We start from the raw sequence: 25,288 nt of genomic DNA, 5'->3' as shown, positions 1-25,288 counted from the left end.
ATTGCTAGAAAGCATTGCAGCAATATCGCTAAGTACAAAAAAAACGGATGTCTGAAAATATGAAAATGAACAAAGAGTTTCGTTCTTTGGAATCGCCAATAATGGGGAAAAATATTCTTAAATTAAGCATACTTAGTTTAAGTTTGATGTACCTCTCTGTAGCAAAAGCAGCGGAAAATGAAGAAAGCCCTCAAACAACCAAAGTGGCAAAAGTGACGGTCACAGGCTCTTCGATCAAAGGGGTTGCTGCCCAAAGTGCGTCCCCCATTACAATTATTAAAGGAGATGATTTAGCGAAACAAGGGGTCACCACAGTTGAAGAAGCGTTGACCAAAGTCAGTTCAAACCAAGCAGGATTTTCAACTTCACAAAACGTCGGAGCAAGTAATACAGAGGGTTCTTCTGCCAACCTTCGTGGTTTAGGAACAGATAAAACATTGGTATTACTCAATGGTCGTCGTTTGGCTTATAGCCCTTTCAGCACATCCACCACCAATCTTAATATTATTCCAATGGCAATGGTGGAGCGTATAGAGATTCTCCGGGATGGTGCTTCTGCCGTGTATGGCGCAGATGCAATAGGAGGTGTAATTAATTTCATTACAAAAAAATCCTTTGAAGGACTCAATATTAGTGTTGGTGCTACTCAACCTGAAGCCAGTGGTGGAGATAAACAAGACATTTCTATTTTTGGGGGATATGGTAATTTAGACGAACAAGGCTTTAACGTTTACGGCGTAGTTGATTATCGTAGAGCCAATAATATCATGGCGAAAGACCGTAAAATCAGTCGTCGCGGGGGCGTAATCCCTGAACTGGGACTAGATGCCAGTTCAGCAAATGCCTTTCCTGCAAACTTTTTTGAGCCAAAATCCAATATTCTTGCAAACCCATATGGCAATACAAATTGTAATAACACGCCCAATGTTATTGCAGATGGGGGCTTATGCTATTTGAACACGCAAGCACTGATTGGCATTACCCCAGAAGTTGAAACAATTTCAGCACTTGGTCGAGGTACATTTAAACTTTCAGATCAATTTAATTTAATTGGGGAGTATATTTTTTCTCGCAATGAAGTGACGACTTCGATTGCCCCTGATGTATACAGTCGTTCTGTAACACTCCCAAGTACAAGTCAATATTATCCAGGCAAAGGAATTACCCCAGAAGTGAGTGGCTTGAATGATTCAGATTTACAACTTTATCTGCGTTCACAAGGTGGCAATCGCTCTGGCAAAACAACCAATGACTCTCACCGAGCATTTGCTGGAATTGAAGGTGAAGCTTATGGATGGGATATCAATGCAGGTTTAACTTATGCAAAAAGCGAGGCAACAGACAGCTTTAATGCTGGTTATCTTAACCAAAGTAAAGTTCAAGCTGCATTAAATGATGGTTCGCTCAATCCATTTGGTCCTTCGGCAGATGCTAATATTTGGAAATCCTTTGAAGTCAACGGAGATACCAACAAAGCCAGTTTAGATTCAACTTCGGTTGATGTCACTGTATCTCGCCCCATCTACAGCTTACCTGCTGGTGATGTTGGCTTTGCTTTAGGTGGAAGTTTTACCAAACAAAATTGGGATCAAAAAATTAATGCTGAAATTGTTAGACAAGTGCCTGGAAGTGGAATAGATCCAGACAAACCTGTGAGTAAAGGTGATCGTGATATTTCAGCCGTATTCACTGAATTACATATTCCGATTTTAGCCAATTTAGAGGCACAACTTGCCGCTCGCTATGATGATTACAGTGACTTTGGGGATACTTTCAATCCTAAAGTGGCGCTGCGCTGGGAACCTTTAAAACAATTAATGTTCCGCACATCCTATAGCACAGGCTTCCGTGCACCAAGTTTATACGACATCAATGCACCTCAAAGCCAGACTTACACAGGCTCAAGATACAATGATCCTGTACTTTGCCCAGGTGGAGTTGCTAGTTCACCACAATATCAAACAGAATGTAATGTCCAATTTAAGCGTATGCAAGGTGGAAACCCAGATTTAAAAGCTGAAGAATCAACATCATATACAGCTGGCGTGGTATTTGAACCGATCAAAAACCTTGTATTCACAGCAGATTATTACAACATCAAAGTTGATAATCTAATCGATGCCATTACAGATTCAATTGTTTTCGCAGATCCAAATAAATATGCAAGTCTTTTTGTCCGTGACGCAGATGGTCGTATCAAATATGTCAGTACCACTTTGATCAATATGGGAGGGATCAAAACTCAAGGGGTTGATTTAAGTTTGAATTATCTTACACCTGTGACCAAAACTGGACGATTTGGGTTTGGTATTGACGGAACCTATGTCATCAAATATGACAAACAAGAAGAAAAAGGAGGTGAATGGATCGGTCGTGTAGGGAGCTATTACAATCAACAAGTGTATACACGCTGGAAACATGTTGCCAATGTAAATTGGAGCTACGACAACTGGAAAATGATCTTTGAACAACAATTTAGCCGTGGCTATAAAGACTCAAATACAACGGGTGAAGCAAAATACGACCAACATCGTGTAAGCGATTACACCCTCTACAACATCGCAGGTACTTATAGTGGATTTAAGAATCTTGAACTCACTGCAGGAATCAAAAATATTTTTGATCAAGATCCACCTGCCTCGAACGTTACAGATAACTTCCAATATGGCTATGACTCAAGTTATGCCGATCCAACAGGTCGTGCATATTACCTAAGAGCGACCTATAAGTTCTAACTGAGTATTTCACAAACAGCAGCCCAATTTCTTCTGTTGTTTGTGAAAGTAAATCGTTCACATCGTCAAACAAAAAATTGAACACAATTTTTATATAGCCTCTTTTGCGCTATTTATTGTTTGTCTCTCATTTCAGGAGTCGCAATGGGCAAGAATTTTTCAGAATTAGAAAATAATTCTGCCAAACGCCTGATTGGTATTGGAGCTGTAATTCTTCTGCATCTGATCATCCTTTATGGACTGATTACAGGATTGTCTAAGCATGTGGAAAAGCCGACTGATGAGCCAGTTGAATTACTCATCATTCAGGACAAAAAGCCTGAACCAGAAAAACCAAAACCTATTGAAAAACCACCTGAGCTTCCAAAGTTAGTGGAGAAAGTATTAAAAACACCCGATCCAAAGCCTCGTGAAAAACAGGTGCAAAAAACCAATCCAGATCCGAAACCTCAGGAAAAACCAACTGAAAAGCCAACACAGAAAACATCTGAAAGCCCAGAGTCTACACCAACCCAAAAAACAGAGTCAGAACAGAAATCTGATCCTACGCCAAAATCCAAACCTGCTGGTGAAACACGGGGTGTTTCTCGTGGTGAAGCGGGCTGTAAAAAGCCTGATTATCCAAGGGAGTCTTTACAAAGTGAAGAACAAGGTGAAGTTCTTATTTCAGTCTTTGTTGGTGCTGATGGCAAAGTTAAAGAAGCCAAAGTTAAAAAATCGAGTGGTAGTAAAGCTTTAGATAGAGCAGCTTCAAAAGCTTTCAGTTTATGTACTTTCAAACCTGCCTTGAAGAATGGTGAACCTCAAGATTCTTGGTATGACATTCCCTATGAATTTGTAATGAATTAATTAAAAAATTGGAGATCCTGAATGAATAAAATGATGAAAACTGTCCGACTTTTTGCATTAACAAGTGTTTTAGCAGGTACCAGTGTACTGCCTATTTCTAGCGTATTTGCAGAAGAAACAGTTACAGCAACAGCAGTTCAAACTACTGAAAATGCCAATAATAGTGCCCATACCCCACCACCTCAACCTGCTACAAGTCAAGCTGTTCACAATCCTTACGGCTTAGAAGCGTTATGGCGTGAAGGCGATATCGTTGCTAAATCGACCTTATTTATCTTGGTGCTGATGTCGATTGGTACATGGTACATCATGGTGACCAAGTTTATCCAACAAGCCAAGATCAAACGTCAGGGAAAAGAAGTTGAAGCTAAATTTTGGGATGCAGCTTCGATAGACCATGCAGCAGAAACACTGAATGAAACAAGCGCATACCGTTTTATTGCAGAAAAAGGGATTCATTCAACAAAAAAACATGGAGGCAATTTACTTGAACGAATTGATTTTAATACATGGGTCACGATTTCGATTCAACGTGCCATAGATAAAATCCAAAGTCATTTAAGTGGGGGCTTGGCATTCTTGGCAACGGTAGGTTCCACTGCCCCGTTTGTAGGGTTATTTGGGACGGTTTGGGGAATTTACCATGCCTTAACAGCAATCGGAATTTCAGGACAGGCATCAATTGATAAAGTTGCTGGACCTGTTGGAGAAGCTTTGATCATGACTGCAATCGGTCTCGCTGTCGCAGTACCTGCCGTACTTGGCTATAACTGGCTCACTCGCCGAAATAAAGCAGTTTTGGACAATGTTCGTACTTTTGGTTCTGATCTGCACACTGTGTTATTGAGTGGTGAAATCAAAAATACCAACGACCTTAAATAGTATAAGCAATAATACGAGGTATCTAGCATGGGAATGAGCGTAAATTCAGAAGGCTACGAAGATGATGTAATTTCAGCCATCAATACCACACCATTGGTTGATATTATGTTGGTGTTGCTGATTATCTTTTTAATTACTGTGCCGGTTGCCATACATACAGTGCCAGTCAAATTACCTGAGGAAAAAAATACACCTTATGTGACCAAACCTATCAATATTCAAATTGCAGTCAATAAAGCAGGTGATATTTTTTGGAACGAAAAATATATAGCAGATAAAAATACATTGATCAGCCGTCTACAAGTGGAAGCTCAGAAACGCCCTCAACCAGAGGTACATATTCGAGGCGATCAAGTCACCAAATTTGAGGCAATTGATGAGGTCATTAGTGCGACCAAACAGGCAGGTATTGGCAAAATTGCCTTTGTGACCACTCCTGTTGCTGCACCATGATCAAATAAGAGGAATATTTTATGGCGATGAATGTTGGTTCAAATAAAGATGATGATGTCATGTTGGATGTCAATATGACACCGCTTATCGATGTCATGCTGGTCTTGCTCATCATGTTCATTATTACTATCCCGATCCCCAATAACGCGATTAATATTAATTTACCTAATGGCAATCCTCCACCCAATCAAGATCAACCACTAGAGCCAATCAATTTGAGAATTGATCCACAAGGTAAAATTTTTTGGAATAATCAAGAGGTGGAAAACAAACAAGCGTTGGAAGTTTTATTGGCAAGTGTTGCACAAAAATCTGATCAAGATCAGATCAAAGTACAACCTGACCAATTCACTGAATATAAAGATGTCGCGATGGTTATGGCAGCAGCACAACGCTTAAATGTGAAAAAAATTGCCATTGCAACAAATCATTAAATCGTAAACTCAAACTGAATCACGCATAGATCAATCTATGCGTGATTCTAAAGCTACTTGAATTTTAAGAAAAAAACCTATTAAAGCACATCTTACTTACTGCTTTGCTGCCAAATTTGATATAAATGAAAAGGCAGATCCAATTTTAATTGAACAAATTGTAAGCCATCTTGCTGTTGTGGAGGCTGCCTAAGTTGCACAGCCACCTGTTCAGTCGATAAACCATAAGGTTCTGCATCAGAATTGGAATAAGCATAGACAATTTTCTCCACGCCAACCATCCGCATTGCAGCCAAACACATTGGGCAAGGCTGACCACTTGCATAGACCACACAATCTTTTAAAGATAAACGTTGTAATTTCTGGCAAGCTTGGCGTACTGCGTTCAGTTCTGCATGTGAAGTCGGATCATTGTGAGCTAAAATCTGATTAACGCCTGTACTTACCAGCTCGCCTTGATAAACAATCACCGCACCGAAAGGACGACCACCTTGCTCAACATTTTCTCTAGCAAGATTCACGGCGTATTGTAAAAACTCAATATCCTGCATGCTTTCATCTTCTCTTAAATAGCTTAAATTTCAGGCAACATCAGTGAGCAAAAGGTTTAAACTTTTTTAACAAACTCAGATTTCAACTTCATTTGACCAATACCCTCAATTTTACAATCGATATCATGACCATCACTACTATCTGTAAACAAACGAATACTTTTAACTTTAGTACCCACTTTTACCACTGAAGATGAACCTTTGATTTTTAAATCTTTAATGACAGTAACAGCATCACCATCTGCCAAAATATTACCTACAGCATCTTTGATGACAACTTGCTCTTCAGCTTGTGATAACTCACCTTCTTTCCATTCATAACTACATTCAGGGCAAATCAACAAATCACCGTCTTCATAGGTATATTCAGAACTACATTTTGGGCAGTTAGGCAATGACATGATTCACTCCTATAACATTAAAAAAGAAGCATCATAACATCTATCCATTTTTCATCAACTTAAAACCCCTAACAAATATAAGGAATAATAAACATCATGACGAGACTTGATGATTCAGCACCTCAAGCAGTACTGTCAGATGATTATGATCTTCATTCTTGACAGCAGTTAATAAAGTTATTGGACCCTGTTGACCCCATTGTCGCAGTTGTTCTAAATATGCCTGTTGTTGCTCTAATTCAGCCTTATATTTCAGTCTAAATTCGTCCCAACGATGCTCACTATCTTGGTGATACCATTTTCTTAAATCATTTGAAGGTGTTATTTCCTTAAGCCACACATCAATATGTGCATTTTCTTTTTTTATTCCGCGCGGCCATAAACGATCCACAAGAATACGTTTTCCATCTTTTTCAGACACTTCCTCATAGATACGCTTTGTATAAATTGTCACTTTTATTAAACTCTACTGGTCTATTTTTTATTGATCAGGAATAGTTGGATTGACTAAAAGACCGAGAAGCTGCAGCGATTCTTGCCAGCCTAAATAACATGCTTCAACAGGAATGACTTCAGGAATACCTGATTGAGTAATATTCACTTCCGTTCCTACTAACACACTTTTAATGTCAATGATGACTTCAATTTCTCCTGCCAATTCAGGATTATCAAAACGATCAAAATAGCGTATCCGTTGATTCGGGATCAGTTCCGCATACGTTCCGCCAAAGGAATGGATTGAACCTGTAGAAAAATTAGTAAACGACATTCGATATGATCCACCTTCAGTTGCATCCATATGATGCACTTTGGCAGTAAAACCATGTGGCGGCATCCATTTGACAAGCGCATCTGGATCTAAAAAAGCCTTGTAAACACGCTCTGCTGGCGCACTAAAAACACGATGTAACTTGACCGTATTGCTCATTCTCAAATCCTTGATTATTTATTCTTGTTAAATATCTAGTTTAGCGCTGTAAATTATTGGTATTTGTATGGCTTTAGTAGTTTGAAACTTAAAAAAGAAAAGCATATCTCTTTGGATATGCTCTATAAATAATTGATCTCAATTTAATTGTTGATCATCACTCTCTTCGATATCAAAGACATAAGTTGTACATCCCCAACCATCATATTCACCATCGAACTGCTCGGCAATCTTAGTAAACCATTGTTCTAAGTCCACAATATCCTCATATTCTGGAAAAAGATTGACATAGATGGTAATCACCCATTCATTGGGATGTACTTCTTCATCTAAATACAGTGATATTTTTTGTTCTTCAAGCAACAGAGAAATCGCACATTTTTCAGCAAGTTCCTGTGTCTTGAAATACATTGAGAATTCAAGCTCATGTATTTCGTCTAAATCATCACCATCTTCGTGCATTTGCCAAAGTAGATTACCATTATCATCTTCTGGAAATTTTTCAAAATCACGAGTCATGGCAGCGTCCTCTTATAGGGTTTTAAAATAGGATGACTTTAAAAATAACAAAACTTTATGACAGTTTTAAAATATTGCCTATTCGCACACAAATTACTACTTTTATTTGGCTTTGTTTTGTAATAAAAAATTATTAAATTCTATGATTAATAAAAATTTCTATGGCTTAGTATCAGTTACTGAGCATTGCATAAACAAATACTCAAAGGTGGACAATGACACATTTCAATGAGCAACAGTTACATGAAATTCGTTTACTTCTTCAACAAAACCGTAAAGTTGAAGCAGTTAAATATGTTAAAGATCACTCAAATTTAGGTTTAAAAGAGTCCAAAGACTTTGTTGATCAATTTGAAAATCAGGCGCAATTTTTTAACAGTGAATACGCTCATCAGAACACAGATAGTTTAAATACACCTCAACCGATACAACATCATGAAGTTCTATCGCTCATCCAAAAAGGTCGTAAGATTGAAGCAATAAAATTGGTCATGGACCAAAGTCATCTGGGTCTAAAAGATGCTAAAGATTTTGTGGAGGAATTAGCTGAGAATCCTGATTCTAACATTCTCGACTTTGAATCTGATCAGGATTTTTATCAGCGTTCTCATCCTCAGTACAAATCTATTCAAACCAACTACAGCACAGGTGAAATTTTTATTTTATATCAGGATGGTCGTAAAGAACGCATTGATGAACATCACCCTGACTGGGACAATATTATGAATCAATTTGCGGGTGGAGAAAGCTATGATTCCGCAACGGATTATCTGAACGCCATGCAAACAAGAACCCAGAAAACCACAACAGATGCCACGCTTCACGCGCACACACGTCCAAGCGCCTCAACAAGCCCATTGGTAGGAATTGAAGATCAATCGAAGAAAAAACGTTCACCTTTGTTTATCATTATTATCGTGATCATTATTGCATTCATACTCTACTTGTTAAGCACCCGCTAAGAAAAACATGCATCTAAAAAATCAACATCTTAGGGTTTTAAATAGTTTTCTAAATAGATTATAAAGTACATTACATAGAATCAATCATTTGATCACTAACAATATGACCATTATTTAAAGCAATAATGCGATCAACAGACACCATTGTTTCTGGTCGATGAGCAATAATGATTCTAGTAATCCTGAGTGCTTTAATCATGTCGTTAATTTCTTTCTCTTTGATGATATCTAAATGGCTCGTTGCCTCATCCAAAAATAAAATCTTAGGCTTTCTATACAATGCTCTTGCTAATAATACTCTCTGTTTTTGCCCTCCAGATAAAATATTTCCCATATCACCTACTAATGTCTGATATCCCATTGGCATAGCCATAATTTCATCATGTATTGAAACCATTCTTGCACATTGTTCAACCCAATTTTGCCCAACATTTTCATCAAAAAAACTAATATTTTCAAGAATTGAACCTGCAAACAACACATCATCTTGGGCAACATAGGCGATAAAATGCCTGAGTTGATTAACACCAAGGCTCTTTATGCTTTGCTCACCAATTTTAATTTCTCCATGCTCAGGTGTTAAATTACCTAACAGTAAATTCATTAGTGTAGTTTTTCCACAACCCGTAGGACCGACAATTGCTACAGATTGTCCTTCTGGAATATTAAAGTTAATACCATGAATAATCCAAGATTCATCTTCTGAATATCTGAATCTCAGAGACCTGACATCAATTTCTGTTTTTTGTAGTTCTGAGGACTCAGGAATAGATAAATAACTTTCTGTTTTTTCTTGTTCAGTAAGTACGATATCCGCTAGACGTTCACCATGTAGACTAAGCATTCTTACTTCAACATACTTATCAATGAGAGAACTTACTCTCCCACCGAACTGATTTTTATAGGCAATAAAAGCCATTAAAATACCAACAGTAAATTCGCCCTCAATGACTAAAGTTGCGCCTAACCATATGATAACAATATTCTGTAAGCCAAATAATAATGTATTTACAAACCCAAACATGAGATTTAGCTTCTGTGTTGTCAATCCAGCATTAATCTGGTTTACAAATAAGTTTAACCATGTTGCTTGTCTATAGTCCTGTTTCTCAAATTGTTTGATTGCTTTTACGCCACGCATTGTTTCCATAAAATGAGTATTTTGCTTTGCAGCATGGACAATTTGATCTTCTGTCGCTCGTCTTAAAGGGTAATACCAAATCCAGCGTATAATCGCATACAATAACATCGAAATTACTGCAATCCATGCTAGTTTTGGACTATATACAAACATTAGTATTAATGTAAAAATTGTCATCAACCCATCAAGAATGGCTGTAATAAATGATGTTGTTAGCGTTCTTTGAATTGCATCAATCGAGCCAAATCTGGAAATAATATCCCCTAAATGACGTTTCTGAAAAAAAGTGGTTGGTAAGTTAACAAGATGATGAAAAATATTGGCTTTCCATTGTACATTCAATGTGGTTGCCATATGCATAATCACCCATGCTTGTAGCAAGCTAATTAAGCTACTCAATATTATTAACAGGCCAAAACCGATTGCCAAGGTCGTGAGTAAGTTTAAATCAGCAGAAACAATTGCATGGTCAATCACCCATTGCATAAAGAATGGACTGACGAGAGAGAAAACTTCTAGGACTAAAGCAAGAATCAGAATTTGCCCTAAAGATTTCCATAATCCTCTAATTTCACCAAATAATTTAAAAATACGAATACTTGTTTTATCTTTTTTTTCTTCGAAGTCAGAATCGGGCCATAACTCTAAAGCAATCCCTGTAAAATGCGATGAAGCCTGATCGTAGGTAAATACTTTTTCCCCAAAAGCTGGATCAACAATCGTTATTTTTGTTGCTGATACATTTTTTAAAACCACAAAATGATTTAAATTCCAATGTAAAATACATGGCAGTCTTAATTGATTTAACTCCTCCAGTTCAAGCTTGAGCGGGCGAGTCGTAAGATGCAATTTATTGGCTATCTTAACCAAAGTTGTAAGTGTTGCTCCTTTTTGAGATATAGGATATCTCTGTCTTAATGTTAAAAGGTCTGATTCATAACCATAATAGCCTGCAATCATTGCGAGGCAAGCTAACCCACATTCTGATGACTCTGTTTGTAGTATTACAGGAATTTTTCGACCTAGACCTAAAGATAAACGATCAAGATAACGCATGGACTATAGTTTTCCTGTAATACTAAACAATGGTTCTAAAACCCACTCATACAATTTACGCTTTTCATGCATAATATCTCCTTCAAGGGTCATTCCCGCTTGTAAAGGCATATCCTTTCCATAAGCTTTTACCATCTGTTTATCAAGTTTTGCTCTTACCAAATACACGGGTTCATTATTGAGTTGTTCTTGTGGAGAAATAGTCCCTATTGCTTTTAAATCTTGACTTGCCAATGCCGTTTTTGCTACAGATAAAATCTGCGCTTTCGCATGACCAAATTTTTGATAAGGGTATGCTTGATAACGTAATAAAACCTGATCACCTTCTTTAACAAACCCAATTGCACGGCTTGGCACATAAAATTGTGCAATTAAAGGGGTATTTTCGGGAAGAATAACCAATAAGGGTTTAGATAAATCAACAAATTGCCCTACCTCGGCATTAACCGTACTCACCACTCCAGATGTATGCGCTTGTATTGCGATCTGCTGTCTAGATTGCATTTCAATGAATTCTTGAGTATTTGTAGACGACAAGCGTTCTAACTGTTCAATTTCATTATTCTGCTTATTCTTCAATCCACCTAGATTGATATACTGTTCATTTAACTGTTTCTCAAAAGTTATTCTTTCACGCTGTAATGATTCATATTGATCAAGTTGACTTAAAAAATCTGCTTTTTTTGTTTCAAACTCTTCATTTGATGTTGCATTCAGCTTAAATGCTTGTTCGTAACGCTCTTGATTTACTTTAGCTAAATTGACGCGATTTTTTTGATTTAGAATTAAATTATCCATCTTTATTAAGTTTTCTTTTAATAAATTTATTTGGTTTAACGTTGTTTCTCTTTCATTTTTGTGAAGTAGACGCAATCGTATAATTTCATTACGAATCGACAGCTCTTTTAATTGAGTTTGTTTAGATAAAGCTGCAGCAATATCACCATGTTCTCCATAGTTAGTTGTTGATATGACAAAAAGAATATCTCCTTGTTTAACCATTTGTCCTTCATACACATTCTTTTTAACAATAGTGCCCTGCTGGGTGGCATAAACTTGAATTAATCCAGATTGTGGAATCAATTGACCTTGTACCGTACTGCGTTTGGTATAACTTCCCCATATAGCAAAAGCAACAATAATTAACGCAATAGACAATGCGCAAATTGTTAAGAAAGTAAAACTAAATGGGCGAGAGAGAATAATGCTTCCCGTCCATCGAGTTTTTTTTGCATTAAAGACTTCTTTACGAAATAAGTTTGAACTCATCTAAAAATTCACGTCACAAGACCAATAATATTTTCCAAAGCCAATTGGAAAAGAAGTTTTTTTATTTTATCTGCTGGATAATTATTGAATTGAGCAACTATATCCGCAACGAATGAATACCGATGTTCGAACAAATACTGAATCAGTTGTAAACTTATTGTATCTACATTGAGTTTATTTCCATTAATAATGACGAAACCATCATCAAATACATATACTAAGTTTGCATTTAAGCAAAGCTTTTGATCTTCTTCTAACTGCCCAATTTTACCATTACCTAAAATATCTAAAGATAATGTTGATGGTACATGATGATTTACCATATGATGCATCATAAAGCTTTCATAATATTTCCTATCTTTAATAATCTCTGAAACTTGATTACTAATATTCTGAATCATCTTTGCATCATGTTCATAATCATAAAAATTTCTACGACAATCTAAAATACTTGGAATCGCATTTTGCAACCACTGCATATATTCAAAACCTGTAGGTGCAAAAGTAGCAACCGCTAGATGAAAAGTTTCTTCATCAAGCGGCAATGGATCATGCCACCAACCACGTGGTATATATAAAATATCTCCAGCTTCTAAAATAACATCCATATAAACCTCTTCAGGCTCTTTTATATCTGAGAAATATTTAGTTTGTTGCATATACAAGGGAAATTCAAAATTAGGTTTCCTCAAAATCCATCGTTTTCTTCCTAATAACTGTACCGCATAAACATCTCGTGTATCCCAATGACTCTTATAAGAGGACTTTGAACTAAATGCAGCATATCCACCCGTTATTGTATGTGCTTCTGCAAAACTGGCAACTTGTCTACTTATATTATCTACAAATGGTTCATTTTTAATTCTATTGTAAACTAAAGTTGCACCTTTCCTAAGATATTCATAAAGAACTGATGTAATACATTTATACTCAACTACCCCTAAGTTATTATATTCTTCAACATATTTATCTTTAGAAACTTCATAACCATCCATTAATTTAAAATTAATATGTGATATATCAGCACGGCTATACAACTCATTTACATCATTCCATGTGAGCTCCTGTTTATGAATTGCTTTCTTGAATAAATACGGCTCTTTATACAAAAATTTTTCTCTAAACTTTCTTTGATTAAAATTAAAGTTAACAATCATTAAATTACACCAAATTATAAAAATTAATAAAAAATATTAGCAAGTTGAAATAGTGATAAAATTAAAAAATAAAACAGAATCAATATTAATAAAATAAATTTAAAAATATGATAAATCACTTAAAAAATATTCAAGTAAAACAACAAACTAAGCTTAAAGTCTAGCTATTAGTAGACCTCTTGCATTAGTCAAAATTTAAGTAGGTATGGTCTTTGATTTAAAAGATATTACATAAAACCTAAATGACCAAAAAACCTACTTTCGCAAGAGGGCTAATGTTTAAATATTAATAGTTTCCACCATCTTTACCACCTCTCCCATAATTAGTGCCATCATTACAATAGTCATTTCCTGCAACACAAGCACTATAAGCTGTAAAGGCTGCACCAGCAACGGCCCAAGGCCCCCCTAAAGGAGACACACCTAAAAATACTGCTGCAGCCAAGCATTCACCACTTGCACCACTTACTAATTCTAATTCAATTAAAGAAAGTTCTTTCATATTAAAATCCTCTGTAAAAATCAACCTAATATAGGTACTTATAATTTAAAACCTGCTTTTTTAATCTTAAAAATTAAATATCGCTCCCATAAAATTAAAAAACCAATAAAAATACAAATAAAAATATTAATATTTTGATACCACAATAAAATAATTAAAATTGAAGAAAAAAAAATAGAAGTTAAAGCAAAATAAATAGGGTTTAAACTTACTGTCCTCAACTCTAACATCAATAAAAAATTAAAAAAATTCATACACAATCCAAATCAATACTAGACCAAATAACACACTTAACTCTAATAAAATCCCCATTGTCTACCATATTACTAAAAAACATAAACACCACCTCAACAATAAATTAAAATAAAAGTTAAACAGTTAATAAAATATACTAAAAACCCACCAATAATAGCTAAAATACAAATTTAAATACATAACAACTCAATAAGTTTCATATTTATTAAAAACAGTTTTTACAAAATACCTAGCAAACATACCAACACATATAAAAAACAAAATAGACAAGATATTTTTAAAAATAATTAATAATTCAAATTCATTAAAAAGAGAAAAAATCAAAGCAAAAGAAAAACTTATTATTATCGATAAAAATAAGCTATTTTTGTATTTTTCTTTTGAAGATTTTTCCACAAACTTATACCCACAAAAAATCAACAATAAATTAAAAATTATCACTGATATTTCTATGCTATTATTGATATTTAATAATTTTAAAGAAACCCCTATAGCTACTACTATTAAAAAAACAAAAATTGTCCTAGAAAAACCATAGATAATATAATTCATATTCATAATATTATTAAACCCTACTTATTTATATTAATATTTACTTAATTCTCAATAGTTTCCACCAACTTTCTCGGTATAACCATTAACATCTATCATCGATTTTAATTGACTAAACATACTGACCGTAAACATAGGAACAGCTATCACCTCTAAGGCAACTCCAGATTATCAAGCACTTTCGTACATAGTTGTATAGTAGTCAATCTGTGATTCAATAATTTCATAACTCTTTTCAACGGCTAATGTAATTAAGGCTTTTTTGAAATCTCGGCTAGTAGAACCACCTTTACCATCATCAGTTGCACCAGAAACTAAAGTCATCTCTTGAATCATAATTTCACGCATAATATATTCTCCATAATGAAGTTAAAAATTTATTGCTAAAAAGTCTTTACAAAAACTTACAGCCATCCTTTATTTTTCAAATAATCTTCTAAATTAAAAAAATAACGACATACTAAAATTAAAAAAATGTTACATAAAATTACAAACCATTTAAAATCCTTATCATTAAAGTAGTTATAAATTTGCATATATAAATTAGCAATAAGGAGTAAACTAAAGAAAATTACTCCTATTTTTTGAGATTTTCTTTTACCTATAGATATTGATGACATATTTCAGCCCCCACCAGAAATAACATCTAGCTCTTCTAGAGATAGTTCACGCATTGTAGAAAATTTCATATTGCTTAATCCTTTTTCCTATTAAAATAAATACTTAAAATTAGAATCATATAGATCAAAAAATTTCAAAACAAATACAATTACTAATAAAATTAATCATGATTTTTCATTTAAATTTATAAAAGCATTTATTTATTAAGAATAATTTATAACACAACAAACCATAAAAATCAAAATTACTATAAAACTCAATATAATACATTTCAAGTGAATTTAAAATTTCATTTAAAAAACCAAATAACATCTTTATTTATTCAGCATTTAACACACCAGAAACTTTACTTTTAAACTATCCACTCAAACAAAAATATCAATAATTTATGTTTTTTTAAAAAATTAATACTAGAAATTATCAAATAAATAGACCTTATATAGATAGATTTATTTTAATTACGCTCTTTCAAAAATCAAAAAATCATCTTTTTATGAATACTCATCATATGAAATTTAAGATTCCTTAAGCATGAATTACGTAAAAAATATATATCAACTCATTTTTTATTCTTAGTTTAAAGTGTTATGACTGACGTAAATCATTTGATATTTCCTCTAATAATTAAATAAATCAAAATGAAAATTCTTTCTTAAAAGTAGGCAATAGATGCTATTTTCTTGAAGATCAAGTTTTACTCTATTTAAGCTATCGGAAAAATATTAACCTTATTTTACTGCAAGCTATGATCTACTTTTGCTAACAGCTTTCAAAATAGCTCATCAAGTTAAAGATAGTTTTAACCTAGAAATTAATAAATGAAGAAAGGAACTTGTATTTGGAATATTAAAGACTTTCAACATCCTTACAGTGCATTCTCGGTTTCACTCAACCTGATGCTTTGTCTAAATTTGCTGAAAGTTTTATGCAAGGACAATCACAAAATAAAGACTCGCAAGAAACCTTTTCATCTCAAGATACCAGCGCTTCGCCTCATTCATCCACCCCAGCAGGCGTTGAAGACTTAAACCATCAAAATAAATCCGGTTCAATCTGGCTACTGATAGGATTTATATTGCTGATCGGCGTTGTTGCCTTCTATTATTTTAAGACTTAAAAACATTTGAAATTAATATAATTCAATAATATCAATGGTTGGTGGTACTCTAAAGCGGAATGGTACACCCACCATTCCAGTACCCACACTGACAAAAACATCTGCATTCTCATGCTGATATAAGCCTCGTTTATGCCCTAAGATCGACACCTTTTTCATCACATAACTGGTTAACCACGGTAACTCAACTTGTCCACCATGTGTATGACCAGACAGCATTAATGGACGTGTCGGTAATTGCGGAACCATATCCACTGTGTCGGGATTATGCGATAAAATTAGCCACGGTTTATCTTGAGGTAATTCTGGCATATATCGCATATCGGCTTTACCAGCCCATAAGTCTCCAATCCCGATTAAACGAAAGTCATCGAACTCAACAATTTTTCCTTCAATGTCCATTACATTGTTGGCTTGTAATGCTTTTGCCAGCAACGTTTGAATAGGTGGTCCAGGATATTGTTCATCATGGTTACCATTGACAGAATAAACAGGTGCTTGAATCTCTTTTAAAATGGCGAGTTCTTCGACCAGTTTATTTTCAGGCTCATAAGTCCAATCCCCTGCAACCACAACAAAATCAGGTTGTGCTAAGTTGACTTTTTTCACGATACTTTTAAGTTGACGTTCATGCCCTGAAAAAAGCCCGATATGTAAATCTGCTAACAATGCAACTTTGACAGGTCGTACAAAACGTTGTGATTGTCCTAGAGCATAAGATAAATGTTTGACATGTACCGTGTGCGGTTCAATGAACCGTGCATATATCAATAAAGCGCTCAATATGAAAACAAAAATACTTTCGTGTAAGGAAAATATTCCAATCCAACCTGCATAAATGCTAAAAAACAACAACGGAATTAATAGATAAGACAGGTAAAATGCCAACAAATGGACGAAAGACTTAAAAGGATGGATTGTTTCAGTTCTAGATTGGCTTATCCATGCTTGGCTGACTCCCCATATGGCAAGCACAATAAAGCAGAGATAAAAAATTGAGGTTATCGTTAGGGTTGGAAACATATTCAATCTCTCAAGTACCATGTACTTGTCATCTCATTATTTATCTTTTCAATGAAGACAATTATACTCTAGCTCTGAAAAATCTTAGAAAATATTATGCAACGAACGATCAATCGTAATACTCAATTACAGCAAAAAGATGACAATCAACAGTTTAAAAACTGGCTGCTTGTTCTCAGCTCGTGCTTATTTCTAAGTCTTTCGGCATGCTCTACTTTACCAAAACAGCAAAATATCAAGCCAGAATATGCCTATGACATAGACACCAAAGACACTTCTTTGGCAAAAATTATTAACCCCTTAAAAAGTCAAAATCCAGAATTAACAGGTTATCACGTTCTGTATGATCCGCTTGAAGCCATTGCAGCGCGTATTAATCTGATCGAAAAAGCACAAAAAACATTAGATCTACAATATTACATTTGGGACAATGACAAAATTGGTTCATTGGCTTTATATAAAATTATTGAAGCGGCGGATCGTGGTGTTAAAGTTCGTTTATTAATTGATGATAACAATGCCAAGCAGATGGAAGGTGTCTATCTCGCATTGGATCAGCATCCAAACATTGAAGTTAAATTATTCAACCCATATCGTTTTAGAAGCTTGCGCCCGATTGACATGGTACTGGATTTAAAACGTATCAATCGCCGAATGCATAATAAAACCTTTACTGCTGACAATCAGATTTCTTTGATTGGCGGACGTAATATGAGTAATCAATATTATAATGTCAGTGACAACTACCAATTTTCAGATGTTGATGTCATGTTGGTTGGACAAGCAGTAGATGATATTACCCATTCATTTGATGAATATTGGAATCACAGCTATGCTTATCCTGTCAGAAATATTGTCAATCACAATACTTATACCCTGCGTTATGACAACTTAAAACAACAACTCACTCACCACTACCAAGAAATAACGGTGCAAAATTATTTAAATTTAAGTAATCGCACACATGCCTTTGATGAATGGCTGCATCACAATATCCAACTCGATTGGGTTAAAGCGGAAGTCGTAAAAGACGCACCAGATAAAATTCAGGCGAAAGCAAAAAAAGAACAACATCTCAACTTTCAGATGGTTAAACGTTTAGATATCCCCACGCAAAGTGTAGATCTCATTTCTGCCTATTTTGTGCCGCAGAAAAAGGGAGAAGCAAAACTGATTGAACTGGCACAAGAAGGTGTCAAAGTTCGTGTTTTGACCAATTCATTTAAAGCCAATGATGTCGCGCTAGTCCACGCGTTTTATGCTAAATACCGTGATGATTTGCTTAAAAATGGTGTAGAGCTATATGAATTCCTTCCAGCTGTCTCTGAGGAAAATTTATATGCCAATTCAGAAGAAATCTCAAAAAAAGCCAAAGTCAGTTTAAAAGGATTAAGCCGTTCAAGTTTGCATGCCAAATTGATGGCGATCGACAATAAACAAGTATTTATTGGCTCTTTTAATTTTGATCCACGTTCCGCCAACTTAAACACAGAAATTGGGGTGATTATCAATAGCCCGCCATTGGCCAATGCGGTACATAAAACCATGGATGAGCATTTAAAAAAATATGCCTATAAATTAGTTTTGGACTCACAAAACAAAATCAACTGGCTGAAAGAAACGCCTCAAGGCATTGTTACGCTTAGAAAAGAACCCAAAATGAAATGGTGGCAAAAAGCTGGCATTAAAGTGATTTCATGGTTGCCGATCGAAGGCTTTATGTAAGTCTAGAAAATTGTTAAACCTTTTTGTTGATTCATTTATTTCGTACTTTTGAATCATATAGATGATCTTTCTATCATGAGACGACATGAATGTCGCCATGTTGAGTGGTGTATATGACTAAAAACAAAGCGCTGCTGGGTTTGCAGCGCAAGAATACACTGAAATAAAACATGGGGTGAGCAAAGTGAAGCTTCGCCTACGCACATTGATTTAATGAAGAAAATAACCTATCCCATTGAAAACTAGTCGAGTGTAAGAACTTCTTTTTGTAAGTCTTCCAAACCTTTTTGCATCATTTCTTGAACTTGTTGAGTCAGCGTTTCAACAGTATGTCCTTCTGTAGAAATAGCGGGAAAGGTTTTTAAATGCGCCACTACTTTAGGCATTTCTAAAACGGCTTGTACATGCTCAACAAATCCTGTTTCACCAATAAATGGAACCACGGTATCTAATTTTCCATCTTGATTGACATAGCAAATTACACAGACTTGAACAGGCTTTTTAGCCTCAATGGCTGCGCCTAAAATACGCCCATGAACTTTTTTAACTTTTGATCCATCTGTCGTTGTTGCTTCTGGGAAAAACAATACAGGAATATCTTTACGTAAAAAATCTGCAATTTGTTCACGGATACGAACAGAGTCCCCAGAACCACGTTTAATAAATAATGTACCACCACCTTTCGCAAGATTTCCAAAGACTGGCCAACTCTCAATTTCAGCCTTCGCCAAGAAAAATACACGTGCGCCTGAGCCAAGAACAGCAATATCTAACCAAGAAATATGATTACTCACCCACAATGCAGGTTCACGTGGAATATCACCATGGACACGCACATCCACATTGAACACTTCACTCAAACGGCGACAAAAATATTGAACGTAACGGGTATTTTTTGGATTATTCGGATCTTTATATAATTGATGGCGATAAACGAGATAAAAGCCTTCTGCAACAGCAGATGTACTTGATACTAATTTTTTACCATATAAAAAAACTTTAGATAAAGCACTTAAATTCGATGATTTTGACTTTTTGATTGCTTGTTGTTGAGTCATAGACATTCACTAAACAGAATATATTTCATATTAAACCACGGCTATTGTATACAAATCATATTCAACTTGCATTGACCTTAAATCGTTTTAGTAAAATTTAACTCACTACTGATGATTATAATCGGTGCTCTATCATTTTAAATAGATCAAATTTTTTCAAGAATATGATCTTTTTATAGCATCTGTTAAGCCCGTTCTTTTTCGGTTAAAGCGGGCATCTCACTTATTGTTTGCAATTTTATTTCATTACACCAACACTCATTCAGGATTTACACTGCAATATCCTTTAGAATGAATTTTTATCCAAGCAATGGCTGAGTTGTATTATCTGTGGAATACCTTGATCAAAATAAAGGTGGTGAAAAAACCATTTTAGTCACTGTAAATGTTCAAATCTTAGAAGATTTAGATCCAGAAGAATTTCGCTTGTTGGCAAAATCTGCTGGGGCAGAGATTCTAGACCATTTAACCGTACAACGGATTAAACCCGATCCAAAATTCTTTATTGGTACAGGAAAAGCAGAAGAAATTGCTGAGCAAGTCGAGAATGATGAAATTGAATTGGTGATTTTTGACCAAGCCCTATCCCCTGCGCAGGAAAGAAATTTAGAACGTATTTTAAAATGCCGTGTCATCGATCGTACTGGTTTAATTTTGGATATTTTTGCACAACGTGCACGTACACATGAAGGTAAATTACAAGTTGAGTTGGCTCAGCTTGATCATTTGTCTTCTCGTTTAGTGCGTAGTCGAAGCAATTTAGATAGCCAAAAAGGAGGAATTGGTTTACGTGGACCTGGTGAAACATTACTTGAGACAGATCGCCGTTTATTGCGTATTCGTATGGAGCAACTCAAAGATCGTCTAGAAAAAGTTCGTAAAACACGAGTTCAGGGGCGTGCAGCGCGTCAAAAGGCCAATATTCCAACCGTTTCCTTAGTGGGTTATACCAATGCAGGAAAATCAACACTGTTTAATATTTTGGCAAACAGTGATGTTTATGCAGCTGATCAGCTCTTTGCAACATTAGATCCAACATTGCGTCGTTTGGATTGGGATGGTATTGGCACATTGGTTCTTGCAGATACTGTTGGTTTTGTGCGCAATCTCGCTCATTCTTTAGTCGAATCTTTTAAAGCTACTCTAGAAGAAACCTTAGAGGCAACTTTGTTGCTACATGTGATCGATGCCAGTAGTCCAGACATGATGGAGCAAATCGATGCGGTTGAAACCGTATTAAAAGAAATTGGTGCTGATATTCCAACGCTTAGGGTGTATAACAAAATTGACCAAAGTCATGATGAAGCAAAAATCATCTATGCCAAACCTCATCAACCCGAGCGTGTTTATGTTTCAGCCCATACCAAACAAGGCTTAGACCTACTTCGTAGAGCAGTGCATGAATGTTTAATGGGACAAATTCAAAAATTTGAACTGCGCTTAAAACCTGCTTATGGGAAACTCAAAAATCAGCTTTATGAATTGAATGTGATTGAATCCGAACATTATGATGATGACGGTCAGCTCCTTTTGAGCATTGCCATTGCCCCACATAAACTTGAGCAGCTCATTAAACAGGCACATTTACCGATTGATGAAATTCTTGGAGAGAAAGCCCAACAGTTTAAAAGACCATTAGAAGAGTTTGAAATAAAGCGCTAAATCGGTTAAAACGTGAAAGGTCAAATTTTATAAATAAACACACATGGATCAGTTAAAAGGTATCGATTGGCAAGCTTGGATCTTCACGTTAGGACTCATCATCTTTTTTCGTGAAGCTTCAGTATTTATCATGTCGCAATTTAATCACCCAGAACTGGGCAATTTAACAGGCTTATTAAGCTTATTGGTTGTTTTGGTTGTTTGGCGTAAATTCAAAAAAATTCCAGCGCGGCTGGTCGATACCAACAATAAATTAATGAAAGAAAGTGGCTTTGCATTTCTGCCTATCTGTGCAGGCTCATTGATCATGCTAGTCAGCATGGGCAAAGAAATTCCATTATTTTTAGTGATTATGTTTGTTAGTACGCTGATTCCATTATGGATTTATGCAAAAATGGCAAAAAAGTGGTTATAGGAGATACATATGTTAAGTGTACTGACTGGTTTTTTAATCACTTTAATTGCTTATCTTGCTGCAAAACCCATCAATAAGCGTTTTCCTCAAGTACCATTACTGGTGATAGGCATGTTTTTTGTCATTGGGATTTTAATGTTATTTAAAATTCCTTATGAAAAATACAATACCGATATGAATGGACTATTTAGTCACCTCTTGGGTTATGTCACTGTTGCTTTAGCGATTCCTCTGGCTGCAATGCGTTATGATGATTTACCGTTAAAATCTATCGTAGGTATTTTAGTCTTTGCCAGTATCAGTGCTGTCGCTTTACCCATGAGCTTGGCTTATTTATTACACATGTCTGAACCGACGATTATGGCTTTTGCAACACGAGCAGTAACAACGCCGATTGCGATCAATATTGCAACTTTATTGCACTCGCCAGTCACTTTAGTAATTTTGATCGTCATTTTATCAGGTGTAATTGGTGCTGCATTTTCATCGATTATTTTACGTAATATAAATGACGAACGCGCGTCAGGCTTAGCTTTGGGGCTAGCTGCACATGCTATTGGAACTGCGCAAGCATGGCAACGTGGCGCAGTTGCTGGGCGTTATGCAGCATTTGGTATGGCTGTAAATGCGGTCTTTACCGCAATCTGGTTGCCAACCTTTATACTGTTTCTTAAATAAGTGTGATTTATTTAACTTTTCACGTGATTGCACAGGGTAATTATTCAGCTTAATATGAACTATACTTCCCCATTTTGATAAGGAATCAAGAAATGAGGTTTAATAAGTTTATTTTAGGGACATTAATTTCCATTTTAAGCTGTAGCAGTATGGCAAAAGATATCACGGGTATCTGGAAAAATATTGATGATAAAACGGGTTCATCAAAAGCCATTCTTGAAATACGAAAAGAGTCTAATGGAACCTATACGGGTAAAATCATTAAGGTGACGCCACGTCCAGGCTATACACCAAAAGAAACCTGCGTAGATTGTCCTGAACCTTATACCAATAAGCCTATTTTAGGTATGGATGTACTGAAAAACCTAAAGCAAAGCAGTGATGAAGATTATGTTGGTGGAAAAATTATTGACCCATTGACAGGTAAAATCTATTCAATGAAAGCCAAACTCAGCCCAAATGGCAATCGTTTATTATTAAGAGGCTATGTCGGCGTTTCGGCACTTGGTCGTAGTCAAACTTGGATTCGTGAATAATTTAATTCGCGAATCTCTACTTCTTTTATTCAAACAACAAAGTAGGTATGCTGATGAAAAAAGGATTTTTCTGTTGTATGCTGTTTAGTATCGTCAGCTGGACACATGCCGCTGATATTACTGGAACTTGGCGCACGGTGGATGACAAAACAGGTTATGTCCGTGCTTATATTCAAATTGAAAAACAAAAAGACGATACTTATGCTGGAAAAATCATTAAAGATTTTCCTGCTCCTGGTGAAGTGCCCTTAACCCAATGTCATAACTGCCCTGCTCCATTTACCAATAAGCCAATTATAGGATTGACCATTTTGCAAAAAATGAAAGTTGATCCTAAAGACCCCAACAATTATATCGGCGGTGAAGTTCTCGATCCTCGTGGAGGCAAAATTTATCATGGTAAAGCACGCCTAAATGCTAGTGGTAACCGACTTACACTACGTGGCTATATTGGAATATCAATGATTGGTCGCAGTCAAACATGGATTAGAATGGAATAATTATCCTTTCAAACCCAATTCGATGTGCTGATAAATAATGAGCTACTCATTGGATTTAAACCCCAAACAGTCACCTATTTCAGCCCAGCAGGACTAAAGTCCTGCTTTGTGTATAACGCAAATTGAGACAGCATCTCGTTAAAATCACTTAATCTTTAAACATAAAACACGGCATCATACATATTTGCCATCATCAAATAGCTAAAGCTGATCTCTTTTATCCATCATTTACATGTTTAATTTCCCGATAAAACCTGTTTTATAAAATTCAACTCTACGCAAATTTTTTAAAGGAATATTAAGCTTTGGCTATTTATATATGCACCATGTCCAACATGGTTGCATCGATATGTATAACCATCTCACCTATCTCGCAAAAATCATCAGAACTTATTTTGTTTCAGATAAAACCTACCTAAGCAAAAGATTCGTACAAAAATTAGGATATCTTCCGAACTTGTATCATCCACAAAGTTTCAATGAAAAAGTAACTTCGAGGATGATTTTTGAGCGAAATTCTCTTCATACAGCACTGGCTGACAAACTTGCGGTTAGACAATTGATTGAAGATAAGATTTGCACTTCACATGTGGTACCACTGCTTGGTGTATATCATCGTTTCAATGAAATCAACTTTGATCAGTTGCCTGAAAAATTTGTCTTAAAATGCAATCATGACAGTGGTAGTGCCTTGGTTTGTAAAGATAAAAATCAATTCGATTTTAAAAAAGCCGAACGCAATCTAACTCGGCATCTCAAACAAAATATGTATTATTTAAAGAGAGAATGGCACTACAAAAATATCAAACCTGTTATTTTAGTTGAGCAATATGTTGAATTATTATCAGATCCAGAAACCCAATTAACAATAACCACTTGTAGAGTGCATTGTTTTGAAGGTCAACCTAAATTTATCGAAGTAGATATACAAGATCAGTTTAAAAACGAATATTCAAATATTTATGATCTAAGTTGGACTTTACAACCCTTCACAGTTGACCTAAAAAATAATAGTCCAATGTGCTTAAAGCAACCTGTCAGATTGGGCATGGTAATTGAACTTTCTCAAATGCTTTGTCTAAAGCATGGTTATAGTCGAGTAGATTTTTTAATTACGGATGAAAATATCTATTTTAGTGAAATCACTTTAACGCCGAATGCAGGAAGAATGATCATCAAACCGAGCGAATGGGATTCAAAACTCGGTGAATATTGGCAATCTTTTTAAAATTCTTGTTTTTGCCGATAGATGATGACCTTTAGCAGCCCATACTCTCTAAATACGCTGTTGATCTAATTTTCATTCT

The 25,288-nt window shown here is 35.4% G+C and carries 27 protein-coding genes; 14 read left to right on the top strand and 13 right to left on the bottom strand.

Going from position 1 to position 25,288, the window contains the following annotated elements; all coding sequences use genetic code 11:
• Nucleotides 1-59 precede the first annotated feature (59 nt).
• From ACINWC743_RS14070 to ACINWC743_RS14050, 5 genes are all read left to right on the top strand, one after another.
• Complete coding sequence (locus ACINWC743_RS14070; protein WP_199953675.1) at nt 60-2,735, top strand: TonB-dependent receptor; 2,676 nt, start codon at nt 60-62, stop codon at nt 2,733-2,735.
• 144 nt (nt 2,736-2,879) lie between these two features.
• On the top strand, nt 2,880-3,584 hold the full coding sequence (locus ACINWC743_RS14065; protein WP_009585892.1) for a TonB family protein: 705 nt from the start codon (nt 2,880-2,882) through the stop codon (nt 3,582-3,584).
• Nucleotides 3,585-3,605: 21 nt separating this feature from the next.
• Nucleotides 3,606-4,466, top strand: a complete 861-nt coding sequence (locus tag ACINWC743_RS14060; protein ID WP_009585889.1) for a MotA/TolQ/ExbB proton channel family protein — start codon at nt 3,606-3,608, stop codon at nt 4,464-4,466.
• A 27-nt stretch (nt 4,467-4,493) separates the two neighbouring features.
• Nucleotides 4,494-4,919, top strand: coding sequence for an ExbD/TolR family protein (locus tag ACINWC743_RS14055; RefSeq protein ID WP_009585972.1), 426 nt, complete (start codon nt 4,494-4,496; stop codon nt 4,917-4,919).
• Between the two features lie 20 nt (nt 4,920-4,939).
• Entirely contained in the window at nt 4,940-5,353 is a 414-nt protein-coding gene (locus ACINWC743_RS14050) for an ExbD/TolR family protein (RefSeq protein ID WP_009585886.1), read from the top strand.
• A gap of 92 nt (nt 5,354-5,445) precedes the next feature.
• Here the strand turns inward: ACINWC743_RS14050 and ACINWC743_RS14045 are convergent, their stop codons facing one another.
• From ACINWC743_RS14045 to ACINWC743_RS14025, 5 genes are all read right to left on the bottom strand, one after another.
• The gene (locus ACINWC743_RS14045) at nt 5,446-5,904 is read right to left on the bottom strand and encodes a nucleoside deaminase (protein ID WP_009585958.1); all 459 of its coding nucleotides are present in this window, start codon (nt 5,902-5,904) and stop codon (nt 5,446-5,448) included.
• A gap of 56 nt (nt 5,905-5,960) precedes the next feature.
• The gene (locus ACINWC743_RS14040; RefSeq protein ID WP_009585926.1) at nt 5,961-6,305 is read right to left on the bottom strand and encodes a zinc ribbon domain-containing protein YjdM; all 345 of its coding nucleotides are present in this window, start codon (nt 6,303-6,305) and stop codon (nt 5,961-5,963) included.
• A 94-nt stretch (nt 6,306-6,399) separates the two neighbouring features.
• The gene (locus ACINWC743_RS14035; RefSeq protein WP_009585989.1) at nt 6,400-6,759 is read right to left on the bottom strand and encodes a DUF488 domain-containing protein; all 360 of its coding nucleotides are present in this window, start codon (nt 6,757-6,759) and stop codon (nt 6,400-6,402) included.
• A gap of 27 nt (nt 6,760-6,786) precedes the next feature.
• Nucleotides 6,787-7,233 carry an SRPBCC family protein gene (locus ACINWC743_RS14030; RefSeq protein ID WP_009585895.1) on the bottom strand — a complete coding sequence of 149 codons (447 nt, stop codon included), beginning with the start codon at nt 7,231-7,233 and terminating at the stop codon, nt 6,787-6,789.
• Between the two features lie 138 nt (nt 7,234-7,371).
• A complete protein-coding gene (locus tag ACINWC743_RS14025; RefSeq protein WP_005033416.1) occupies nt 7,372-7,752 on the bottom strand; it encodes a ribonuclease E inhibitor RraB in 381 nt (126 codons plus the stop codon).
• A 215-nt stretch (nt 7,753-7,967) separates the two neighbouring features.
• On the opposite strand from ACINWC743_RS14025, the gene ACINWC743_RS14020 reads away from it, so the two are divergent.
• Entirely contained in the window at nt 7,968-8,714 is a 747-nt protein-coding gene (locus tag ACINWC743_RS14020; protein WP_009585913.1) for a hypothetical protein, read from the top strand.
• A 70-nt stretch (nt 8,715-8,784) separates the two neighbouring features.
• Here ACINWC743_RS14020 and ACINWC743_RS14015 read toward each other — a convergent pair whose 3' ends face one another.
• The 6 genes from ACINWC743_RS14015 to ACINWC743_RS24500 form a co-directional block, all read right to left on the bottom strand.
• Nucleotides 8,785-10,911 (bottom strand): peptidase domain-containing ABC transporter, encoded by a 2,127-nt coding sequence (locus ACINWC743_RS14015; RefSeq protein WP_009585869.1) that lies wholly within the window; start codon nt 10,909-10,911, stop codon nt 8,785-8,787.
• A 3-nt stretch (nt 10,912-10,914) separates the two neighbouring features.
• On the bottom strand, nt 10,915-12,180 hold the full coding sequence (locus tag ACINWC743_RS14010; protein WP_009585943.1) for an HlyD family secretion protein: 1,266 nt from the start codon (nt 12,178-12,180) through the stop codon (nt 10,915-10,917).
• An 8-nt stretch (nt 12,181-12,188) separates the two neighbouring features.
• Nucleotides 12,189-13,337: a JmjC domain-containing protein gene (locus ACINWC743_RS14005; protein ID WP_009585877.1), complete on the bottom strand. Its 1,149-nt coding sequence runs from the start codon at nt 13,335-13,337 to the stop codon at nt 12,189-12,191.
• Nucleotides 13,338-13,623: 286 nt separating this feature from the next.
• Entirely contained in the window at nt 13,624-13,839 is a 216-nt protein-coding gene (locus ACINWC743_RS14000; protein WP_004829817.1) for a hypothetical protein, read from the bottom strand.
• Nucleotides 13,840-14,280: 441 nt separating this feature from the next.
• Nucleotides 14,281-14,652: a hypothetical protein gene (locus ACINWC743_RS13990; protein ID WP_035301201.1), complete on the bottom strand. Its 372-nt coding sequence runs from the start codon at nt 14,650-14,652 to the stop codon at nt 14,281-14,283.
• Nucleotides 14,653-14,817: 165 nt separating this feature from the next.
• Nucleotides 14,818-14,994 carry a hypothetical protein gene (locus tag ACINWC743_RS24500; protein WP_009585982.1) on the bottom strand — a complete coding sequence of 59 codons (177 nt, stop codon included), beginning with the start codon at nt 14,992-14,994 and terminating at the stop codon, nt 14,818-14,820.
• Between the two features lie 1,198 nt (nt 14,995-16,192).
• Here ACINWC743_RS24500 and ACINWC743_RS13980 point away from each other — a divergent pair.
• Nucleotides 16,193-16,384: a DUF4366 domain-containing protein gene (locus tag ACINWC743_RS13980; protein ID WP_227510934.1), complete on the top strand. Its 192-nt coding sequence runs from the start codon at nt 16,193-16,195 to the stop codon at nt 16,382-16,384.
• A gap of 12 nt (nt 16,385-16,396) precedes the next feature.
• Here ACINWC743_RS13980 and ACINWC743_RS13975 read toward each other — a convergent pair whose 3' ends face one another.
• Nucleotides 16,397-17,407, bottom strand: coding sequence for a metallophosphoesterase (locus tag ACINWC743_RS13975; RefSeq protein ID WP_049044448.1), 1,011 nt, complete (start codon nt 17,405-17,407; stop codon nt 16,397-16,399).
• Nucleotides 17,408-17,503: 96 nt separating this feature from the next.
• On the opposite strand from ACINWC743_RS13975, the gene ACINWC743_RS13970 reads away from it, so the two are divergent.
• Nucleotides 17,504-19,132 carry a phospholipase D family protein gene (locus ACINWC743_RS13970; protein WP_005033424.1) on the top strand — a complete coding sequence of 543 codons (1,629 nt, stop codon included), beginning with the start codon at nt 17,504-17,506 and terminating at the stop codon, nt 19,130-19,132.
• 242 nt (nt 19,133-19,374) lie between these two features.
• Here the strand turns inward: ACINWC743_RS13970 and ACINWC743_RS13965 are convergent, their stop codons facing one another.
• Nucleotides 19,375-20,190, bottom strand: coding sequence for a lysophospholipid acyltransferase family protein (locus ACINWC743_RS13965; RefSeq protein WP_009585879.1), 816 nt, complete (start codon nt 20,188-20,190; stop codon nt 19,375-19,377).
• A gap of 330 nt (nt 20,191-20,520) precedes the next feature.
• Between ACINWC743_RS13965 and hflX the strand changes: the two genes are divergently transcribed.
• The 6 genes from hflX (at nt 20,521) to ACINWC743_RS13935 (ending at nt 25,209) form a co-directional block, all read left to right on the top strand.
• On the top strand, nt 20,521-21,852 hold the full coding sequence (gene hflX / locus ACINWC743_RS13960; RefSeq protein WP_009585927.1) for a ribosome rescue GTPase HflX: 1,332 nt from the start codon (nt 20,521-20,523) through the stop codon (nt 21,850-21,852).
• Nucleotides 21,853-21,895: 43 nt separating this feature from the next.
• Nucleotides 21,896-22,267: a hypothetical protein gene (locus ACINWC743_RS13955; RefSeq protein WP_004829835.1), complete on the top strand. Its 372-nt coding sequence runs from the start codon at nt 21,896-21,898 to the stop codon at nt 22,265-22,267.
• Nucleotides 22,268-22,276: 9 nt separating this feature from the next.
• Nucleotides 22,277-22,945, top strand: a complete 669-nt coding sequence (locus tag ACINWC743_RS13950) for an LrgB family protein (RefSeq protein WP_004829838.1) — start codon at nt 22,277-22,279, stop codon at nt 22,943-22,945.
• 92 nt (nt 22,946-23,037) lie between these two features.
• On the top strand, nt 23,038-23,481 hold the full coding sequence (locus ACINWC743_RS13945) for a DUF2147 domain-containing protein (RefSeq protein WP_005033434.1): 444 nt from the start codon (nt 23,038-23,040) through the stop codon (nt 23,479-23,481).
• Nucleotides 23,482-23,534: 53 nt separating this feature from the next.
• Entirely contained in the window at nt 23,535-23,981 is a 447-nt protein-coding gene (locus tag ACINWC743_RS13940; protein WP_035301198.1) for a DUF2147 domain-containing protein, read from the top strand.
• 349 nt (nt 23,982-24,330) lie between these two features.
• Nucleotides 24,331-25,209 carry an ATP-grasp fold amidoligase family protein gene (locus ACINWC743_RS13935; protein WP_009585963.1) on the top strand — a complete coding sequence of 293 codons (879 nt, stop codon included), beginning with the start codon at nt 24,331-24,333 and terminating at the stop codon, nt 25,207-25,209.
• Nucleotides 25,210-25,288 lie beyond the last annotated feature (79 nt).

This window comes from Acinetobacter sp. WC-743, assembly GCF_000335555.1.
Classification (GTDB): Bacteria; Pseudomonadota; Gammaproteobacteria; order Pseudomonadales; family Moraxellaceae; genus Acinetobacter; species Acinetobacter bereziniae.
This window is presented reverse-complemented; position numbering and strand designations above follow the sequence as displayed.

Bases quoted from the DNA above. Each gene is read 5' to 3' on its own strand.
- ACINWC743_RS14070 (WP_199953675.1), top strand. From the start codon at position 60: ATGAAAATGAACAAAGAGTTTCGTTCTTTGGAATCGCCAATAATGGGG.
- ACINWC743_RS14065 (WP_009585892.1), top strand. From the start codon at position 2,880: ATGGGCAAGAATTTTTCAGAATTAGAAAATAATTCTGCCAAACGCCTG.
- ACINWC743_RS14060 (WP_009585889.1), top strand. From the start codon at position 3,606: ATGAATAAAATGATGAAAACTGTCCGACTTTTTGCATTAACAAGTGTT.
- ACINWC743_RS14055 (WP_009585972.1), top strand. From the start codon at position 4,494: ATGGGAATGAGCGTAAATTCAGAAGGCTACGAAGATGATGTAATTTCA.
- ACINWC743_RS14050 (WP_009585886.1), top strand. From the start codon at position 4,940: ATGGCGATGAATGTTGGTTCAAATAAAGATGATGATGTCATGTTGGAT.
- ACINWC743_RS14045 (WP_009585958.1), bottom strand. From the start codon at position 5,904: ATGCAGGATATTGAGTTTTTACAATACGCCGTGAATCTTGCTAGAGAA.
- ACINWC743_RS14040 (WP_009585926.1), bottom strand. From the start codon at position 6,305: ATGTCATTGCCTAACTGCCCAAAATGTAGTTCTGAATATACCTATGAA.
- ACINWC743_RS14030 (WP_009585895.1), bottom strand. From the start codon at position 7,233: ATGAGCAATACGGTCAAGTTACATCGTGTTTTTAGTGCGCCAGCAGAG.
- ACINWC743_RS14025 (WP_005033416.1), bottom strand. From the start codon at position 7,752: ATGACTCGTGATTTTGAAAAATTTCCAGAAGATGATAATGGTAATCTA.
- ACINWC743_RS14020 (WP_009585913.1), top strand. From the start codon at position 7,968: ATGACACATTTCAATGAGCAACAGTTACATGAAATTCGTTTACTTCTT.
- ACINWC743_RS14015 (WP_009585869.1), bottom strand. From the start codon at position 10,911: ATGCGTTATCTTGATCGTTTATCTTTAGGTCTAGGTCGAAAAATTCCT.
- ACINWC743_RS14010 (WP_009585943.1), bottom strand. From the start codon at position 12,180: ATGAGTTCAAACTTATTTCGTAAAGAAGTCTTTAATGCAAAAAAAACT.
- ACINWC743_RS14005 (WP_009585877.1), bottom strand. From the start codon at position 13,337: ATGATTGTTAACTTTAATTTTAATCAAAGAAAGTTTAGAGAAAAATTT.
- ACINWC743_RS14000 (WP_004829817.1), bottom strand. From the start codon at position 13,839: ATGAAAGAACTTTCTTTAATTGAATTAGAATTAGTAAGTGGTGCAAGT.
- ACINWC743_RS13990 (WP_035301201.1), bottom strand. From the start codon at position 14,652: ATGAATATGAATTATATTATCTATGGTTTTTCTAGGACAATTTTTGTT.
- ACINWC743_RS24500 (WP_009585982.1), bottom strand. From the start codon at position 14,994: ATGCGTGAAATTATGATTCAAGAGATGACTTTAGTTTCTGGTGCAACT.
- ACINWC743_RS13980 (WP_227510934.1), top strand. From the start codon at position 16,193: ATGCAAGGACAATCACAAAATAAAGACTCGCAAGAAACCTTTTCATCT.
- ACINWC743_RS13975 (WP_049044448.1), bottom strand. From the start codon at position 17,407: ATGTTTCCAACCCTAACGATAACCTCAATTTTTTATCTCTGCTTTATT.
- ACINWC743_RS13970 (WP_005033424.1), top strand. From the start codon at position 17,504: ATGCAACGAACGATCAATCGTAATACTCAATTACAGCAAAAAGATGAC.
- ACINWC743_RS13965 (WP_009585879.1), bottom strand. From the start codon at position 20,190: ATGACTCAACAACAAGCAATCAAAAAGTCAAAATCATCGAATTTAAGT.
- ACINWC743_RS13955 (WP_004829835.1), top strand. From the start codon at position 21,896: ATGGATCAGTTAAAAGGTATCGATTGGCAAGCTTGGATCTTCACGTTA.
- ACINWC743_RS13950 (WP_004829838.1), top strand. From the start codon at position 22,277: ATGTTAAGTGTACTGACTGGTTTTTTAATCACTTTAATTGCTTATCTT.
- ACINWC743_RS13945 (WP_005033434.1), top strand. From the start codon at position 23,038: ATGAGGTTTAATAAGTTTATTTTAGGGACATTAATTTCCATTTTAAGC.
- ACINWC743_RS13940 (WP_035301198.1), top strand. From the start codon at position 23,535: ATGAAAAAAGGATTTTTCTGTTGTATGCTGTTTAGTATCGTCAGCTGG.
- ACINWC743_RS13935 (WP_009585963.1), top strand. From the start codon at position 24,331: ATGTATAACCATCTCACCTATCTCGCAAAAATCATCAGAACTTATTTT.